The organism is Streptosporangium sp. NPDC087985, assembly GCF_044741965.1.
GTDB lineage: Bacteria > Actinomycetota > Actinomycetes > Streptosporangiales > Streptosporangiaceae > Streptosporangium.
Map to the genome: position 1 here is coordinate 1 of NZ_JBIUTQ010000007.1, position 15,700 is coordinate 15,700.

A 15,700-nucleotide genomic window follows, 5' to 3' on the forward strand; every position below is an offset into this window, starting at 1 on the left:
TCATCAAGGAGTACATCGAAAACCAGAAACGTCCGGGCTGAGCCGCTCGACGGCCTACCGGTCACCACACCGCTCGGGCCTTGGCGGCCCTCCCGTGCTGTCGTTTCCTCCCGGGCGTGAACGCCCGGGGTTCCACGCCAGATCACGCTGAATGATTGAATCCGACCATGTCATTCGATGTGTTGATCATGGGCGGCCGGGTGCTGGACGGCACCGGTGCCCCGGCCTTCCGGGCGGACGTCGGGGTTACCGGAGACCGGATCGCCGCGGTGGGCCGGCTGGGCGGGGCGGAGGCCGCGACGGTGATCGACGCGGCCGGCCGGCACGTCCTGCCCGGCCTGATCGACTGCCACGCCCACGGGGACGCCCTGGTGTTCGACCGGGAGGTGCAGCTCGCCGCGCTCCGCCAGGGCGTGACCACGTTCGTCCTCGGCCAGGACGGCCTGTCCTTCGCGCCCGCCTCCACCCCGGAGACCTTCGCCTACGCCACGCGCTACTTCGCGGCCGTCAACGGGACCCACCCGTCGGCCGACGGGCCGCTCAGCGTGCGGGAACTGCTGGCCGGCTACGACCGGGCGACCGCGCTGAACACCGCCTACCTGCTGCCGCACGGCACGATCCGCTACGACGTGATGGGCGCCGCCGAGCGGACCGCGTCCCCCGCGGAGCTGGCCCGCATGCTCGCCCACGTCGAGCGCGGCCTTTCGGAGGGGGCGGTGGGGCTGTCGACCGGCCTGGAGTACGCCCCGGGGCGCTACGCGGACGCCGGGGAGATCGCCACGCTCTGCGCGCCGCTGGGCGGCCTGCCGTACGTGACGCACATGCGCGGGTACGGCACGCTGGCGGAGACGGGCATGGCCGAGGTGACGGACATCGCCCGCCGGTCGGGCGTCGCCGTGCACGTCTCGCACTATCACGGCCCGGCGTCGACCCTGCTGCCACTCATGGATCAGGCCCGTCTCGAAGGGCTGGACATCACCTTCGACACCTACCCCTACCTGCGGGGCAGCACGATCCTGGCGATGGTGGCGCTGCCGTCGTGGATCCCCGCCGCCGACACCGGCCGGGCGCTGGAGCTTCTGGAGTCCGGGCCGGTCGCGTGGGATCCGGCGATCTGGCCGAGGATCACCCTGTCCCACGTGCCCGGCGCCGAGTGGGCCGAAGGGCTGTCGTTCCCGGCTGCCGCCGCCGAGGCGGGGGTTGAGCCGGGCGAGTTCTGCCGCCGCGTCCTGATCGACACCCGGCTGGAGGCCGGCTGCGTGATAGCCCGCCCTGACGAGGGCCCCGAGGGAGAGAAGTCGGTCCGTGCGATCCTGCGCCACCCGTGCCACACGGGCGGCTCCGACGGCATCTACGTGGGTGGGCACCCCCACCCCCGGGGCTACGGCGCGTTCGCCCGCATGCTGGGCCACCACGTCCGCGAGACCGGCGACTGGACCCTGGAGCAGGCCGCCGTCCACCTCTCCTCCCACTCGGCCCGCCGTTTCGGTCTCGCGGGCCGGGGCCTGATCCGCCCCGGGCAGACAGCCGACGTCGTCGTCCTCGACCCCGCGGCGGTCTCCGACCGGGCCACCTACGCCGCCCCGCGCATTCTGGCCACCGGTATCGACGACGTCCTCGTGTCCGGCGTCCCCGTCCTCGCCGGAGGCGAGCTCACCGGGGCCACCCCCGGCCGGGCACTGCGCCCCTGAGGATAAGGTCCTCCAAGGCAACCGGAGGGGGCATCGGGTGAAGGGGATCGTGGACCCAGGCAGGGCCGTGGGGTCGTCGCTGTTCGGCGGGGCGTTCACCTTCCCCGTGATGGTGGCGCACCGCGGCGCGCTGGAGCACAACATCGCGACGCTCGCGGCCTTCGCCAGGGACCACGGACTGATCCTGGTCCCGCACGCCAAGACGACCATGTCGCCCGAGCTGGTCCGGGCCCAGCTCGACGCGGGCGCGTGGGGGCTGACGGCTGCCACTCCCAGCCAGGCGCTCACCCTGCGCGGGTTCGGCGTCTCCCGGATCGTCCTGGCCAACCAGGTCTTCGACCCGGCGGGACTCGACGCCCTCGCGGCCTGGCTCGATGAGGAGCCGTCGGCCGAGTTCCTGTGCTTCGTGGACTCGGTGGCAGGGGTGGAGACGCTGTCCAGGCACGCGGGGGGCAGACCGTTCCGGGTGCTGGCCGAGCTCGGGTACGAGGGCGGGCGGGGCGGCAGCCGTACGCTCGCGCAGCTTCTGGAGGTCGCCGCGGCGGCGCAGGCGGCGGACGGCGTGGAACTCGCGGGCGTCGCCGGGTACGAAGGGTCGCTGGGGTCGGCCCAGGAGGTGCGGGCCTACCTGCACCGGCTGCTGGAGGCCCTTGAGCACCTGCGGGTGCGCGACCCGATCCTGTCGGTGGGCGGCAGCCGGTGGTTCGACGTGATCGGCCGGGAGCTCGCCGCCTGCCAGGCCAGGATCATGCTGCGCAGCGGCGCCTACGTCTCCCACGACGACGGCTACTACCGCGAGCGCACGCCGTACACCCGGATCGAGGGTGAGCTGCGGGCCGCGCTGGAGATCTGGGCGCACGTGCTGAGTGTTCCCGAGCCGGGCCTGGCCGTCGTCGGGTTCGGCAAGCGGGACGCCCCCTTCGACGAGGGCCTGCCGGTGCCGCGCGGAGCCGTCGCGGACGCTACGGTGCTCAGGGTCCAGGACCAGCACGCGGTCCTGCGGCTCACCCCGGACTCGCCCGTCAAGCCGGGAGACCTGGTGTCGTTCGGCATCTCCCACCCGTGCACCGCTTTCGACAAGTGGCGGGTCATACCGGTGGTGGACGACGATTATGTGGTCGTCGACCTGATAACGACCTGGTTCTAGGTTCTGGACATCTACCAAGGAGTGGCGAGATGAGCGGCAAGCAGGAGCTGCTGACCGACGAGGGGGCGGCGCCGGTCGGCGCCTACTCGCAGGGCCTTGTGGTCGGCGACTTCGTCTACACCTCGGGTGCGGGTCCCCTGGACCCCTCGACCGGCGAGATCGTCGGGACCGACGTGGCCGAGCAGACCCACCAGGTGATGCGTAACCTGGGCGCGATCCTCGCCGTCCACGGCCTGGGCTTCGACGACGTGGTGAAGGCGACCGTCCACCTGCGGCATCTCAAGCGTGACTTCGCCGCCTACAACGAGGCGTACAAGTCCTACTTCACCAAGCCGTACCCGGTCCGCACGACCGTCGGTTCGGACCTGATGGACATACTGGTCGAGATCGACTTCGTGGCCTACAAGCCGCGTTAGATTCTGACCGACTGTGTGGGAGGGCGGCGGTTTGGACAGCTCGCTATACGTCCATGTCGAGGACGTGCGGGGGGAGGGCCTGGAGGCGGTCCTTGACCGGGTCGCCGGATACGGCGTGGCGGGCGTGACCGTGGCCGCGGCCTGCCAGAGCGCCCATGACGTCACCCCCCACGGCGGGTCCCGCGTGACGATCCGCAGGGACGGCGTGCACTTCGCGCCGCCCGAGGACCTGTTCGGCGGGCTCCGCCTGGTCCCGCCCGTCCAGGAGGGCGCCGGACAGGAGCCGCTGGCGGCCCTGCGCCTGGCCACCGCCGAGCGCGGCCTGCGGCTGCACGGCTGGGCCGTCTTCCTGCGGAACGCCACGCTCGGCCTGGCGAACCCCGACGTGACCGTGCGCAACTGTTTCGGTGACCGCGGCTCGCCCGCCGACCTGTGCCCCTCCCACCCGGACGTCCGCCTCTACTCCGTGGCGCTGGGCCGGGCGGTGGCCAGGCAGGGGGTTGACAGCGTGGTCGCCGAGGCGCTGCACTTCGCCACCTTCGGCAACGGTCACCACCCCGAGCACGGATCCGTCCCGCTCGGGCCGATGGACGTCTTCCTGCTCGGCCTGTGCTTCTGCGACTTCTGCATGCGCCGCGCGTCCGAGTTGGGCGTCAGGGCCGAGGTGGCGCGTGAGGAGTGCACGAGGGTCGCGGGCGGCGTGCTCGACGGTGACCCGCCCGCACAGGGCGAGGTGACCCGGGCGGCACTGACCGCCTACGCCGGGCCCGAGGTGGTCGCCTACGCGCGAGCCCGCTCCGAGGCGGTGACCTCGCTGGTCTCGGAGGTGTCCGCGGCCGTAACCGCCGAGGGCTCCAAGCTGGTCTTCCTGGATGCGACCGGCGGGTTCAAGGGCCACGCCGACGGCCTGCCCTCGGCCGGGCTCGCCGCACACGACTCGTGGCAGCTCGGCGTGGACCTGGTCGCCCTCGGTGATCTGGTGCCCTCGCTCGGCGTGCTCGCCTACGCCCGCGACGCCGCCCGGGTCGCCGACGACGTGGGCGCCTACCGCCGTTCGACCGGCAGGCACAGGGAGCTGCGGGTCGTGCTCCGGCCCGGCCTGCCCGACACCGACTCGGCCGACCGGCTCGCCGCCAAGGTCCGAGCCGTCCGGGCCGCGGGCGGTGACGCGGTCGACTTCCACGCCTACGGGCTCGTGCCGTACCCGATCCTCGACCGCATCCCCGGCGCGCTCTCCGGCTGACCCGGTGCGGGCATCTGGGTGTGATGAGGGATCCGGGGCCGCTGGCCCGGCTGGTGGGCGACCTGTGCGATCAGGTCGACCGGCCGGTGAGGGCGGTGGCGACACCGAGCCCCAGGTAGACGATCCCGCTGAAGCGACGGAGTACCCCTGAGCGGCCGCGCAGCCGCCTGCCGAGCGCGCCCGCGCCCGCGGCGTAGATCAGGTCGGAGACCAGGCCGAGGAGCAGGAGGGTGCCTCCCAGGACGGCGATCTGCAGCGGTACCGACCCCGCCTCCGGATGCAGGAACTGCGGCAGGAACGCCAGGAAGAACAGGATCACCTTGGGGTTGAGCACGTTGACGACCATGCCTTCGAGGAAGATCGTGCGCAGCGGCTGCGGCGTGACCTCCCGGGCGGCCGGCTCCTGCCCGCCGGTCAGCGTCCGGACGCCCAGATAGACCAAGTAGACCACGCCGGCCCATTTGATCACGTTGAAGAGCGTGGCGGACCGGGCGATCACGTAGGAGAGCCCGGCCGCCGCCGCGGCGATGTGCACCAGGGTGCCGGTCTCCACGCCGAACGCACTCGCCACCCCGGCCGCCCGGCCCTGGGCGATGCCCCGGGTGGCGATGTAGAGGTGGTTCGGTCCGGGCACCAGGACCAGGGCCAGGGACGCCACCACGAAGATCAGGAATATGGATGTGGGGACCATGGGGCCGACCCTAGGGCCGTTCCGGTCTCCGCTGTCAGGGCCATTCGCCGGCGCCGTCCGTGGACCATTCGGCCCGCTGTCGGTGTGACATGTCATACTCGCCGACGTGAGGTGGCAGAAGGAGCAGAGCACGCTGATCGGGCGATTGGTGGAGCTTGACCGCCTGACCACCGTGCTCGACGCGGCCGCCGACGGGCTGGCCGGGGTGGCCCTCGTGGGCGGCGACGCGGGCATGGGCAAGACCCGGCTGGTGACGGAGCTGGGGGAGCGGGCCAGGGCCGCCGGCTTCGCCGTACTGGTCGGACAGTGCGCCGAGCTCGGCGACGCGCTGCCGTACCTGCCGCTGGCGGACGCCCTGCGCGGCGTGCGGGGAGAGCTGGGCGCGGCACTCGACGCCAGGCCTGTCCTCGGCAGGCTGCTGCCCGGCGGCGCCGACCTCGGGCCGGAGACCACCTCCGGCCTCACCCAGCAGCAGCTCTTCGGGTCGATGCTCGGGTTCCTGGCCGTGCAGCCCGTGCTCCTGGTCCTGGAGGACCTGCACTGGGCCGACCAGTCCACCCGCGACCTGCTGGTCTTCCTCAGCCGGATGCTGCAGACCGAGCGCGTCTGCCTGGTCGGCACCTACCGGACCGACGACCTTCACCGCCGCCACCCGCTGCGCCGGGTCCTCGCCGAGCTCAAGCGTCTCCCCTCGGTGACAGCCGTCGAGCTGAGCCCACTCGACCGCGGCGAGATGGCCGACTACCTGGCCGCCCTCGGCGGCGACGACGCTCAGATGATCAGCGAGGTCGTCGACCGCGCCGAAGGCAACCCGTTCTACGCCGAAGAGCTGCTGGAGGCCGCCAGCGAGGGATCCTCGATGACCGACAGCCTCGTCGGCCTGCTGCTCTCCCGCGTGGAGCTGCTCTCCGATGCCGCCCAGAGGGTGCTCCGGGGCGCGGCCGTCGCGGGCCGCCGGGTCGACCACGACCTGCTCCGCGAGGCCTCCGGTCTGGCCGAGCTGGCCTTCGAGGAGGCCATGCGGGAGATCGTCTCCCGCGGACTGCTCCGCCCCAGCGGGGAGTACGGCTACGCCTTCCGGCACGCCCTGCTCCAGGAGGCCGTCTACACCGACCTGCTGCCGGGCGAGCGGACCCGGATGCACTCCGCGTTCGCCCGGCTGCTCACCGCCCGCAAGGGTGCCGCCGCCGAGCTCGCCTACCACTACCTGGCCGGACACGACCTCGCCGAAGCCCTGTCGGCCTCGGCCGAGGCCGGACGGCGGGCCGAGCGCCTCGGTGCCCCCGCCGAGGCCCACCGCCACTTCGAGCAGGCGCTCGGCCTCTGGGACCGGGTCCCCGAGGCCGAGCGGCTCGCCGGGATGGACCATGTCCGGCTCGCGCTGCGCACCGCCGCCGCGGCGGCCGACATGGGCGACAACCACCGGGCCGTCGCCCAGCTCCGGGAGATCCCCCCGTCGGCCGAGGCGGCCGAACGGCTTGCCTACTACCTCTACGAATACGGCGACGGTGCGGGGGCGATCGTGGCCGCCGAGGCGGCAGTGGCCGCGGCCCCTCCAGGGACCCCCGTCCTCGCCAGAGCGCTGGCCACCCTCTCCCGCACGCTCAGCTGGGGGGCGCGGCACCCGGAGGCCAGACCGCTCGCCGACCGTGCGCTGGAGGTCGCCAGGGCCACAGGGGCGAGCGACGCGGAGAAGGGTGCGATGATCATGCTGGCCTCCTGTGCGGAGTTCGAGGGCGATCTCGCCCGGGCGGAGGAGCTGTTCGGCCCTGCCGCCGCCCGGGACTCCGACGACCTGGCCATGGACCTGCGCGCGATCTTCCACTACGCCCGGATCCAGTTCGAGCGCGGTTCCATGGCCGTCGCCGCCGTGACCGCCGACCGAGGCGTACGGCTGGCGACGGAGGCCGGGCTCTCCTGGAGCACCTACGGCACCGACCTGCGGTTCCTCCAGTTCATGATCCGCTACATGGCGGGGGAGTGGGCGCAGGCCCGGGAGACGGCCGCCGGGTTCGGCACGCGGGTCGGCAAGATTCCCGAGGCAGTCCTCTCCTCCTTCGCGCTGTTCGTCGAGGTCGCCATGGGGATGCCCGTGGTCGAGGAGCGGCTGACCTGGCTCCGGCCGTTCTGGTCGGACTCCCTGGTCGCCTACATGTCCCGGGGGCTGGCCGCCGAACACGCCCTGTGGCGTCAGGAGCCCGGGCTCGCCCTGGAGCACGCGACCGCGGTCTTCGACGCCACGGACCCCGCCGACGTGGGCAACATCCGCGTCAGCGCGATCGCGCTGTGGGCACTGGCCGATCTGGGCCGGACCGACGGCGCCGACGAGCTGCTCGCCCGCGCGCGGACGGCGGCCCGGCCGGGAATGGGATTCGAGGGGCAGGCCTGGCTGGCGCGGGCCGAGGCCGAGTGGCACCGCGTGCACGGCCGTGCCGACGTCGAGGCGTGGCGGGCGGTGGTCGAGGCGTTCGAGGTCGGATCCGTCTACGAGGTCGCGCGTTCGCGATGGCGGCTGGCCGAGGCGCTGCTCGCCTCGGGTGACCGTGTCTCGGCGCTGAAGGAGTGGCGGCGCGCCGTCGAGGACGCCGCGTCGCTGGGCGCCCGGCCACTGAGCGCCGCCCTGGCGGAGCTGGGTCGCCGGGCCCGGTTCACCTCGAACCAGACGGGACCGCTCACCGGCAGGGAGCAGGAGGTGCTCGCGCTGGTGGCCGAGGGCCTGCCCAACCGGGAGATCGGTGAGCGGCTGTTCATCGCGCAGAAGACGGTGAGCGTGCACGTCTCCAACATCCTGGGCAAGCTCGGCGTCTCCTCCCGCACCCAGGCCGCCGCCGTGGCCCGCAGGAAGGGCCTGCTCTAAACGCTTGCCGCCGTCTCGCCAGGTGAGGCTCGCGTGACCGAGACCTGTGCGGACGGGACCCACGCGGACAGGGCCTGCGCGGACAGGGCCTGCGCGGACAGGGCCTGCGCGGACAGCGCCTAGCCGTCGCGTGTGGCCAGGGCCAGATCGCGGACGACCTGGATCAGCTCGGCCGGGTCGAACGGCTTGGTGAGGTAGGCGTCGACTCCGATGTCGAGTCCCCGGCGTTTGTCGTCGTCCTGTGCCCGCGCGGTGATCAGGACGACCCTGATGTGGCGGGTCTCCTCGGAACCCCGCAGCCTGGTGGCGGTCATCCAGCCGTCCAGCCTGGGCATCATCACGTCGAGCGTGATCACATCGGGCATCACGTCGAGCACTCGATCAAGGCAGTTCTGCCCGTCGTAGGCGGTCTCCACCTGGAACCCCTCCAGGGTCAGGTTGACCGCGATGAGCTGCCGGATGACCTCGTCGTCATCCACGACCAATACCTTGCCCGGAACATCGCCCACGGCCGTGAGGCTAATCCCTCCCAGCCGTGTCACGCGCGTTTTTCGGCGGATGCGTACGGACGGCTATCCACCGGGGACAGGTTCCCGGCGGGCCGGCGGACCTCCGTTCCTGTGGACGGTCCGGTGTCTCTCCACAGAATTCAGTTCGGCTCCTTGGGGGGCATCCCGGCCCGCGCATTCTGAGGCCTCGATCGTTCATCGAGCCCAGGGAGGGCACGCATGATCACGACAGTCCTCACCGCCACCGCCTTCGTGGCGGCCCTCGCGGGGAACAGCCCCCAGGCATCCGCGGTCGGCACCTGTCCGCAGGCCGTCGATGACTGGAAGCGTCCGCTGCCTGGCACGGAGGTGCCGGACGGAGTCCGGAGGTGGTTCGACGAGTTGCCCGAGGGCGTCGGCAGGTGGTTATGGGAAGCGATGCGTACCGCGCTCACCCCCGCCTGCGAGGCCGGCCGCCCGAGCTTGGAATCCCCGCCCCCGACCATCCGCGTCGACGCCGGGGACGACACCTCCGGCCCGTACACCTCCCCGGCGGCGCAGGTTGCCGACGGCTCCGGGCTTTCCGAGCCTCCCAGGTCCGGTGCCCCCGGCATCGCCGGCTTCTCCGGTCCTTCGGGGGACGTATCCCCTGATCTCCCCGATCCTTCCGCCCCTTCGAGGGATGCGTCCCCCGACGTCACCGGTCCTTCCGCTCCTCCCGGGGATACCTCCCCCGATCTCACCGGTCCTTCCGAGGATGTCTCCCCCGACACCGCCGGTTCTTCCGGGCCCGCGTCTTCCTCGCGTGCCCGCCGGCCCGCCGTCGTCTCCCTGGATAAGCCCGCGAAACGGGAGGCGTCCCGCCCCTCGCCCACGTCATCCCGGCCACCGCGCCGCCCGTCACCGGGGCAGACGGCGGTGGCGGCGGCGCTCCGCCACGTCGGCAGGCCGTACGTCTGGGGCGGCGGGTCGGGCGCGGGACCGACCGGCGGCGGTTTCGACTGCTCCGGCCTCGCCCTGCACGCCTGGTCCAAGGCGGGGACCGCGCTCACCCACTACACCGGCAGCCAGTTCAAGCAGGGCCGCCGCGTGCCGTTCTCCCAGCTCCGCCCGGGAGACCTGGTCTTCTTCGGGGGCGGCAGCGGAGACCCCACCCACGTGGGTGTCTACGTGAAGAACGGTGTCATGGTGCACGCCCCGAAGACCGGCGACGTCGTCAGGACGACGAACTTCGCCGACTCCCCCTACTACCGCTCGCGCTACCGGGGGGCCGTCCGCCCGGGCTCCGGGCCCCTCGCCTGACAGAGCCGGTGCCCCTGAGATCGCCACTTCGCGCCACGAGTGTCGGTTCCCCTCCAGATGCTGGTAATCTAAACACTCGTTGGCCCCCTTAGCTCAGGGGATAGAGCACCGGCCTCCGGAGCCGGGAGCGCAAGTTCGAATCTTGCAGGGGGCACCAACGTTTCACCAGGGGAAACCCAGCGACGACCCGCGGCAACGCGGGTCGTTCTGCGTTCCGGGGTGCCACCGGCGTGAAAGGCAGGCGCGGCCCGGAGCGGTCGCCGAGACGTCGATCTGGCGAGCTCCCTGCCGGGCCGGGTTCACGGCTCCGCCGAGCGGCGAAGGGCGGTCCTGGTGGTGTCCTCGGGATAGGGCGACAGCCGTACGGCGTCCTGGACGTGCATCCAGCCCGCTGCCACCTCCTCGCAGAGTCCGGCGAGGGCGGCGATCTCGGCGTGCTGGGCGATGACGAACGCGCGATCCACCGGATCCCCGTGGCCGGGCACGATGACGTCGCCGTCGCCGGTGAGCCCGAGCAGGCCGTCGACGGCCGTCGGCCATTCGAGCGGGTAGGCGTCGCCGTACGCGGGCGGCGCGCCGTTCTCCACCAGGTCGCCGGCGAACACCACACCGGCGTCCGGCACGTGGACCACGAGATCGTTGCTGGAATGACCGCGGCCGAAGTGGGCCATGACGACGCGCCGCCCGCCGACGGCCAGCTCCGCCCGGTCGGTCACGAGGTGGTCCGGCAGCACGATATCCGTCTTCTCGATGTCGTCGGCGATGCCGGGGCGCCCCTCCTCCCGGTACCGCCGCGCCCAGGTGTCCTTCGTCCCGGCCCCGCCCTCGATCAGGTCGGTCCGGCAGCCCTCCTGCGCCCAGACGGCACACTCCAGGAACGGCCGCGTGCCGAAGCTGTGGTCGAAGTGCGAGTGGGTGATCACCACCGTCCACGGATCCCGGGTGATCCGCCGCACCTCCGCGGCGAGCTCCGCCCCCTGCCGCTCGTCCCCTCGCGTGTCGACCACCAGGCAGCCGCCGTCACCCATGACCAGTCCCACCGACAGGTCCAGCTCCGCATACCGCCGGACCAGCACCCGATCGGCCACTTCCATCCATCGACCTTCCATGCACCGTATTCTCCACTGGTTGCCGTGCCGTGATCGAGTACCGGCAGGCGTGGGCCGATGTGGTCGGACGCCGGCGCGGCTCAGGCGAGGACGCGGCCGACCATCCGGGCGTACATCCGGCCGGGGCTGGGCACCGATGGCGGGTTGAGGAAACCGGGGAGCATCGGAAGGTCCACGGCGAAGGACTGCAGGCGCTCGTAGAGAGCGTCGGCGTCGGTGGGACGCCGGTCGGGGTCCTTCTCCAGGAGGTCTTCGACCAGCCGGTTCAGCTCCGCGGGGACACCGGGGACGGCGGGCGGCCGTTCCTTCACCTGGCGTTCGAACACGGCGTACTCGGTGGGCCCGGTGAAGAGCTGCCTGCCCGTCAGCATCTCGTGGATCACGCAGCCGAGGGCGTAGAGGTCGCTGCGGGGGCCGGCGAGGCCACTCTGGATCTGCTCGGGGGCCATGTAGGCAGGCGTACCGAGGAGCTGGCCGACCCGGGTGAACCGGGTCGAGTCCGCCTCGCGGAGCATGGCGAGGCCGAAGTCCAGGACCTTGACGCTGCCGTCGGGGCAGAGCATCAGGTTGGTCGGCTTGAGGTCGCGGTGGTAGATGGACAGCGCGTGGGCGGCTGACAGCACCGCACACGCTTGGGCGGCGATCGCGGCCGCCCACGGGACCGGGAGCGGGCCGTGCTCGCTGACCAGGTCGGCCACGGTGACGCCCTCGATGAACTGCATCACCTGGAAGAGCCGCTGGTCGGAGGTGCCGAAGTCGTAAAGGACCGGCGCGCCGGGGTGCTCCAGCTTCGCCAGAATGCGCGCTTCGCGGAGGAAACGCCGGTTCAGTTCCTCGTCCGGGCCGCTGAGCAGGCGCAGGAACTTGACGGCCACCTTGCGGTCGAGGTGCTTGTCGTGGCCGGCGTAGACGGCACCCATGCCGCCCTGGGCGAGGGGGAGGTCATCGAGCACGTACCGGTCGCCGATGACCATCCGACCCTCCCCTGGACGTGGCGGGAATCAAACCCTTTGGTCGCATGGCCGGAGGTGGCCGTCAACCAGTCCGTCAAAGCCTAGCCGGATCAGCGTTTCTCCCAGCGCCGTCGTCTCGCGTACCCGGTCCTCCAGTGCGAACAGCTCACGGAAGGCCGTGCCGTACCGCCGCTGGTCGGCGAGGGGCAGCATCGGCACCCGCGACCGCCGCACGTCGAGGCGGCTGGAGCCGGGGTGGATACGGGCCGCGTCGGCGGAGCGGAGAAAGCCGGCCAGGAAGTCGGGGTCGAGCCGTTGCGGGTCCACGCGGTAGAGCGTGAGCTGCGGGCCGAGCGCCGCTCCGCTCCGGGTGATCACCCGGACCACGCCCAGGGTGGTGGTCACGACGTCCCCAGGTCTGATCATGACCAGTGCGGGGTCGAGGACGGTCCGTCCCGACGGGGGCGTGCCCAGGGCGATGTCGTCGGCGGTCAGGACCGGGAGCGGGCCTTCGCCGGCCGTCATCTTGGATGGGGCCTGCAGGATGGTGAGCAGGGCGGCCTTGGCCAGCTCGCCGACGGTGGTGGTCGGCAGGTCCTGCCGTTCGGTGAGCAGCTCAAGTGCCGGAGGGGCCTCCGGCAGCGTGGCCGAGGTGTCGCGGAAGCGGTCCAGCGCGTCGGTGAAGTCGCGCAGGAAGTCGGGGCCGCCCAGCTGCGGGCGGTGCCGGGCCGGGCTGAGGTCCACCTCGTCGTCGAGCAGGTCGATGATCCGGACGGTACGGCTGTCGCCGGACGGCTCGGCCTCCGGGTCGCACGTGTAGGCACGCCAGGCGGGTTCCACGGCCGACAGGTCCTCGCTCGCGTCCATTATCAGAATCCGGGAGGGAGGGCGCCTTCCGTCGGGGCGGCGCAGGATCCACAGATCGGGACCGCCCGGGCCCAGCGTCACCACGGCCCGTAGCGCCCCGGTGCGCAGCAGGTTGCCCCGGATACGCTTGCCGGGACGGCGGCCGGCCGCCGCGGCCGGCATCAGGATCGTCACCAGGCCACCCGGCCTCACGTGGGCCAGACAGTGCTGTACCCAGGCAAGCTCGGGCTCCCCGCGGGGCGGCAGGCCGTACTCCCACCGGGGATCGCCGGTCAGCTCCTCGTAGCCCCATGCGCGCTCGTTGAACGGCGGGTCGCAGACCACGGCGTCGGCGAGCTCGCCGGCCAGGCCGTCCTCGCGCAGCGAGTCGCCCGCGACGACCCGCGCCCGGGTCCCGCGCAGCAACAACCGGACCGCGGTGAGCAGCGCGTTGGTCTCGTTGGTCTCCTGGCCGAGCGGGGTGCCGGCGTGCAGGAGGAGGGTGCCGACGCCGCAGGCCGGATCGAGGACGGTCCCCCCCTCCTGGCCGGCCAGGAGGGACATGAGCGCGGCCACGTCGTCCCTGGTCACCGAGAGCTGGCGGGAGTGAGCCTCCACGTAGCGCTCGCAGAGGAACTCGAAGGTGTCCAGCGGGCCACGCTCGGCGGCCAGTTCGGCCACCAGCCTGACGAGCGCGAGGTCGTCCAGCCGCAGATCGGGGGAGCTGGGAAGGTCCGTCGTCGCGGCGGCCAGACCGGCGAGGGACCGGGTGCCGTGTTTCCGCCACGTCTCCGGTTCCCGGTGGAGGAACAGCAGGAACGCGCCGACCCTGCCCACCAGGTCACCCAGGCGCAGGTCGTCGACCGAGGTCCGCAGCCGCTGCCAGACCAGGTCGCCGAGGGAGACCTCGAACGACTTGCCGTGGCGGCGCAACCACGCGGCGATCTCGGGCAGGGAGAACAGCGGGCTGGAGGCCGTACCCCCCGTGGGCTGGGGAAAGTCATCGTGGCGGCGGCGCCAGTTGCTCACCGCGGCGCGGCCGACAGAGGCGAGCCGGGCGATGTCGCCCGCGTTCACCGTGATGTCCTGGCTCTCCTCCATACTGGGCCACAGTAGTTGACTGTGCCTTAACGGTCTACAACATGTTTGCTTGTGAAGTGCTTCAACCAATGCTTTACTGCCTTCATGGCACTGAACGAAGGATTGGCACTGCGCTACGCGGCCCGCTCCGACGTAGGCGTCCGCCGCGAGGCGAACGAGGACTCGGGCTACGCGAGCGCGCGTCTGCTCGCCATAGCCGACGGCATGGGTGGTCACGCGGGTGGAGAGGTCGCCAGCTCGCTTGCCGCCACCGCCATGGCGGCCCTGGACGACAGCCTTCCGGCCAGCGGTGTCGACCTGGTCGCCGCCCTGAAAGGCGCGGCGAGGGACGTCAACCACACGCTGCACGACATGAGTGAGCAGGACCCCGCGTTACGCGGGATGGGCACCACCCTGACCGCCATGCTGTGGGACGGCGCCGCCTTCGCCCTTGCCCACGTCGGCGACTCCCGCGCCTACATGCTGCGCGGCGGTGCCCTCTACCAGATCACCCATGACCACACTCTGGTCCAGTCGCTGGTGGACGAGGGCCGCATCACCCCGGAGCAGGCCGCCGAGCATCCGCGCCGGTCCATGGTGCTGCGGGTCCTTGAGGGCACCGGTGACGGTGAGCTGGACCTCTCCCTGCGCGAGGCCCAGCCGGACGACCGCTACCTTCTCTGCTCCGACGGCCTGACCGGGGTGGTCGGCCCGGAGACCCTGTTCAACACGCTGACCGAAATCGCCGACCCCGACGAGGCCGCCCGGTGGCTCATCGACCTGGCCAACCGGGGCGGCGGTCCCGACAACATCACCTGCATCGTGGCCGACTTCGGGGCCCACGCCGTCTCCGCTGAGCGGTTCCTCGTAGGCGCCGTGGTCGAGCGGAAACTGACCCCCTGAGGCTGCCCCGCCCCGGAGAGCGGGAAGTGAGGGCGTTTACCAGGTCTTGCCAGTGATGCGCTCGTACGCCTCGATGTAGCGGGCCCGGGTGACCTCCACGACCTCGGCGGGCACCTCCGGGGCGGGCTCCTTCTTGTCCCAGCCCGTGCCGGTCGCCCAGTCGCGGACATACTGCTTGTCGAACGAGAACTGCGCGTGACCGGGCTCCCACCGGTCGGCGGGCCAGAACCGCGAGGAGTCGGAGGTCAGCACCTCGTCGCCGAGCACGAGCGTGCCGTCGTCGGCCCAGCCCAGCTCGATCTTGGTGTCGGCGATGATGACGCCCCGCTCCGCGGCGAGCTCGGATCCCCGCCGGTAGATCTCCAGCGTGATCCGCCGCAGCTCCTCGGCGACCCCCACGCCTTCCAGGGAGACCACGTCGTCGAAGGCGATGGGCTCGTCGTGCTGCCCGAGCGGCGCCTTGGTGGACGGGGTGAAGATCGGCTCGGGGAGCCTGGAGCCGTCCACCAGGCCGGGGGGCAGCGGCACGCCCGAGACCGTCCCGTGCGCCTGGTACTCCTTCAGGCCCCCGCCGGTCAGGTAGCCGCGCGCGACGCATTCGACCTGCACCATCTTCAGCTTCCGGCACCGTACGGCGCGGCCCGCGAACTCGGCGGGCACGTCGGTGGCGGAGATGACGTGGTTGGGGACGATGTCGGCGAGCTGCTCGAACCACCACAGGGAGAGCTGGGTGAGGATCTTCCCCTTGTCGGGGATGGGCGTGGGCAGGATCACGTCGTAGACCGACACGCGGTCGGAGGCCACGAGGATGATGTCCCCGCGGTCCTCGTAGACGTCACGGACCTTCCCTGAATGAAGAAGCTTCACTGCGTTCCTTGCTCTCGCTCGACCCGGTCGCTGACCGACACCTGTTCACCGTATTCGACATCCGGCGACGACCTGGCAGCCGGGCCGCCCCTCACCGGGTCCGGGGC

The 15,700-nt window shown here is 71.9% G+C and carries 13 protein-coding genes and 1 tRNA gene; 8 read left to right on the top strand and 6 right to left on the bottom strand.

All coding sequences use genetic code 11. The features are described from left to right. Positions 1-167 precede the first annotated feature (167 nt). From ACIN94_RS16140 to ACIN94_RS16155, 4 genes are read left to right on the top strand one after another with little or no spacing between them, the layout of a single operon-like run. Positions 168-1,691 (top strand): amidohydrolase family protein, encoded by a 1,524-nt coding sequence (locus ACIN94_RS16140; RefSeq protein ID WP_400705895.1) that lies wholly within the window; start codon positions 168-170, stop codon positions 1,689-1,691. A gap of 37 nt (positions 1,692-1,728) precedes the next feature. Further along, positions 1,729-2,838, top strand: coding sequence for an alanine racemase (locus tag ACIN94_RS16145; protein ID WP_400705898.1), 1,110 nt, complete (start codon positions 1,729-1,731; stop codon positions 2,836-2,838). A gap of 29 nt (positions 2,839-2,867) precedes the next feature. Further along, positions 2,868-3,254, top strand: a complete 387-nt coding sequence (locus ACIN94_RS16150; protein WP_400705901.1) for a Rid family detoxifying hydrolase — start codon at positions 2,868-2,870, stop codon at positions 3,252-3,254. Positions 3,255-3,285: 31 nt separating this feature from the next. Then, positions 3,286-4,497, top strand: coding sequence for a hypothetical protein (locus ACIN94_RS16155; RefSeq protein WP_400705904.1), 1,212 nt, complete (start codon positions 3,286-3,288; stop codon positions 4,495-4,497). Positions 4,498-4,567: 70 nt separating this feature from the next. Here the strand turns inward: ACIN94_RS16155 and ACIN94_RS16160 are convergent, their stop codons facing one another. After that, on the bottom strand, positions 4,568-5,188 hold the full coding sequence (locus ACIN94_RS16160; protein ID WP_400705907.1) for a LysE family translocator: 621 nt from the start codon (positions 5,186-5,188) through the stop codon (positions 4,568-4,570). Positions 5,189-5,294: 106 nt separating this feature from the next. Between ACIN94_RS16160 and ACIN94_RS16165 the strand changes: the two genes are divergently transcribed. Then, positions 5,295-8,045, top strand: a complete 2,751-nt coding sequence (locus ACIN94_RS16165) for an AAA family ATPase (RefSeq protein WP_400705910.1) — start codon at positions 5,295-5,297, stop codon at positions 8,043-8,045. A 119-nt stretch (positions 8,046-8,164) separates the two neighbouring features. On the opposite strand, the gene ACIN94_RS16170 is transcribed toward ACIN94_RS16165, so the two are convergent. Beyond that, complete coding sequence (locus tag ACIN94_RS16170; RefSeq protein WP_400705913.1) at positions 8,165-8,554, bottom strand: response regulator transcription factor; 390 nt, start codon at positions 8,552-8,554, stop codon at positions 8,165-8,167. Positions 8,555-8,773: 219 nt separating this feature from the next. Here ACIN94_RS16170 and ACIN94_RS16175 point away from each other — a divergent pair, with 219 nt between their 5' ends. Both ACIN94_RS16175 and ACIN94_RS16180 read left to right on the top strand, forming a co-directional pair. After that, complete coding sequence (locus ACIN94_RS16175; protein ID WP_400705916.1) at positions 8,774-9,835, top strand: NlpC/P60 family protein; 1,062 nt, start codon at positions 8,774-8,776, stop codon at positions 9,833-9,835. 82 nt (positions 9,836-9,917) lie between these two features. After that, a tRNA-Arg gene (locus ACIN94_RS16180) sits at positions 9,918-9,992 on the top strand. Positions 9,993-10,134: 142 nt separating this feature from the next. On the opposite strand, the gene ACIN94_RS16185 is transcribed toward ACIN94_RS16180, so the two are convergent. From ACIN94_RS16185 to ACIN94_RS16195, 3 genes are all read right to left on the bottom strand, one after another. Continuing rightward, the gene (locus ACIN94_RS16185; RefSeq protein WP_400705919.1) at positions 10,135-10,929 is read right to left on the bottom strand and encodes an MBL fold metallo-hydrolase; all 795 of its coding nucleotides are present in this window, start codon (positions 10,927-10,929) and stop codon (positions 10,135-10,137) included. 95 nt (positions 10,930-11,024) lie between these two features. Beyond that, positions 11,025-11,918, bottom strand: coding sequence for a serine/threonine-protein kinase (locus tag ACIN94_RS16190; protein ID WP_400705922.1), 894 nt, complete (start codon positions 11,916-11,918; stop codon positions 11,025-11,027). Positions 11,919-11,945: 27 nt separating this feature from the next. Continuing rightward, positions 11,946-13,844: an N-6 DNA methylase gene (locus ACIN94_RS16195; RefSeq protein ID WP_400705925.1), complete on the bottom strand. Its 1,899-nt coding sequence runs from the start codon at positions 13,842-13,844 to the stop codon at positions 11,946-11,948. A gap of 84 nt (positions 13,845-13,928) precedes the next feature. Here ACIN94_RS16195 and ACIN94_RS16200 point away from each other — a divergent pair, with 84 nt between their 5' ends. Beyond that, positions 13,929-14,726, top strand: a complete 798-nt coding sequence (locus ACIN94_RS16200; protein WP_400705928.1) for a PP2C family protein-serine/threonine phosphatase — start codon at positions 13,929-13,931, stop codon at positions 14,724-14,726. 36 nt (positions 14,727-14,762) lie between these two features. Here ACIN94_RS16200 and ACIN94_RS16205 read toward each other — a convergent pair whose 3' ends face one another. Beyond that, on the bottom strand, positions 14,763-15,593 hold the full coding sequence (locus ACIN94_RS16205) for a phosphoribosylaminoimidazolesuccinocarboxamide synthase (protein ID WP_400705931.1): 831 nt from the start codon (positions 15,591-15,593) through the stop codon (positions 14,763-14,765). Positions 15,594-15,700: the final 107 nt, after the last annotated feature.

Excerpts from the sequence above, each read along its gene's own strand:
- ACIN94_RS16140 (WP_400705895.1), top strand. The coding sequence starts at position 168 with ATGTCATTCGATGTGTTGATCATGGGCGGCCGGGTGCTGGACGGCACC.
- ACIN94_RS16160 (WP_400705907.1), bottom strand. The coding sequence starts at position 5,188 with ATGGTCCCCACATCCATATTCCTGATCTTCGTGGTGGCGTCCCTGGCC.
- ACIN94_RS16195 (WP_400705925.1), bottom strand. The coding sequence starts at position 13,844 with ATGGAGGAGAGCCAGGACATCACGGTGAACGCGGGCGACATCGCCCGG.
- ACIN94_RS16150 (WP_400705901.1), top strand. The coding sequence starts at position 2,868 with ATGAGCGGCAAGCAGGAGCTGCTGACCGACGAGGGGGCGGCGCCGGTC.
- ACIN94_RS16200 (WP_400705928.1), top strand. The coding sequence starts at position 13,929 with ATGGCACTGAACGAAGGATTGGCACTGCGCTACGCGGCCCGCTCCGAC.
- ACIN94_RS16185 (WP_400705919.1), bottom strand. The coding sequence starts at position 10,929 with ATGGAAGTGGCCGATCGGGTGCTGGTCCGGCGGTATGCGGAGCTGGAC.
- ACIN94_RS16190 (WP_400705922.1), bottom strand. The coding sequence starts at position 11,918 with ATGGTCATCGGCGACCGGTACGTGCTCGATGACCTCCCCCTCGCCCAG.
- ACIN94_RS16175 (WP_400705916.1), top strand. The coding sequence starts at position 8,774 with ATGATCACGACAGTCCTCACCGCCACCGCCTTCGTGGCGGCCCTCGCG.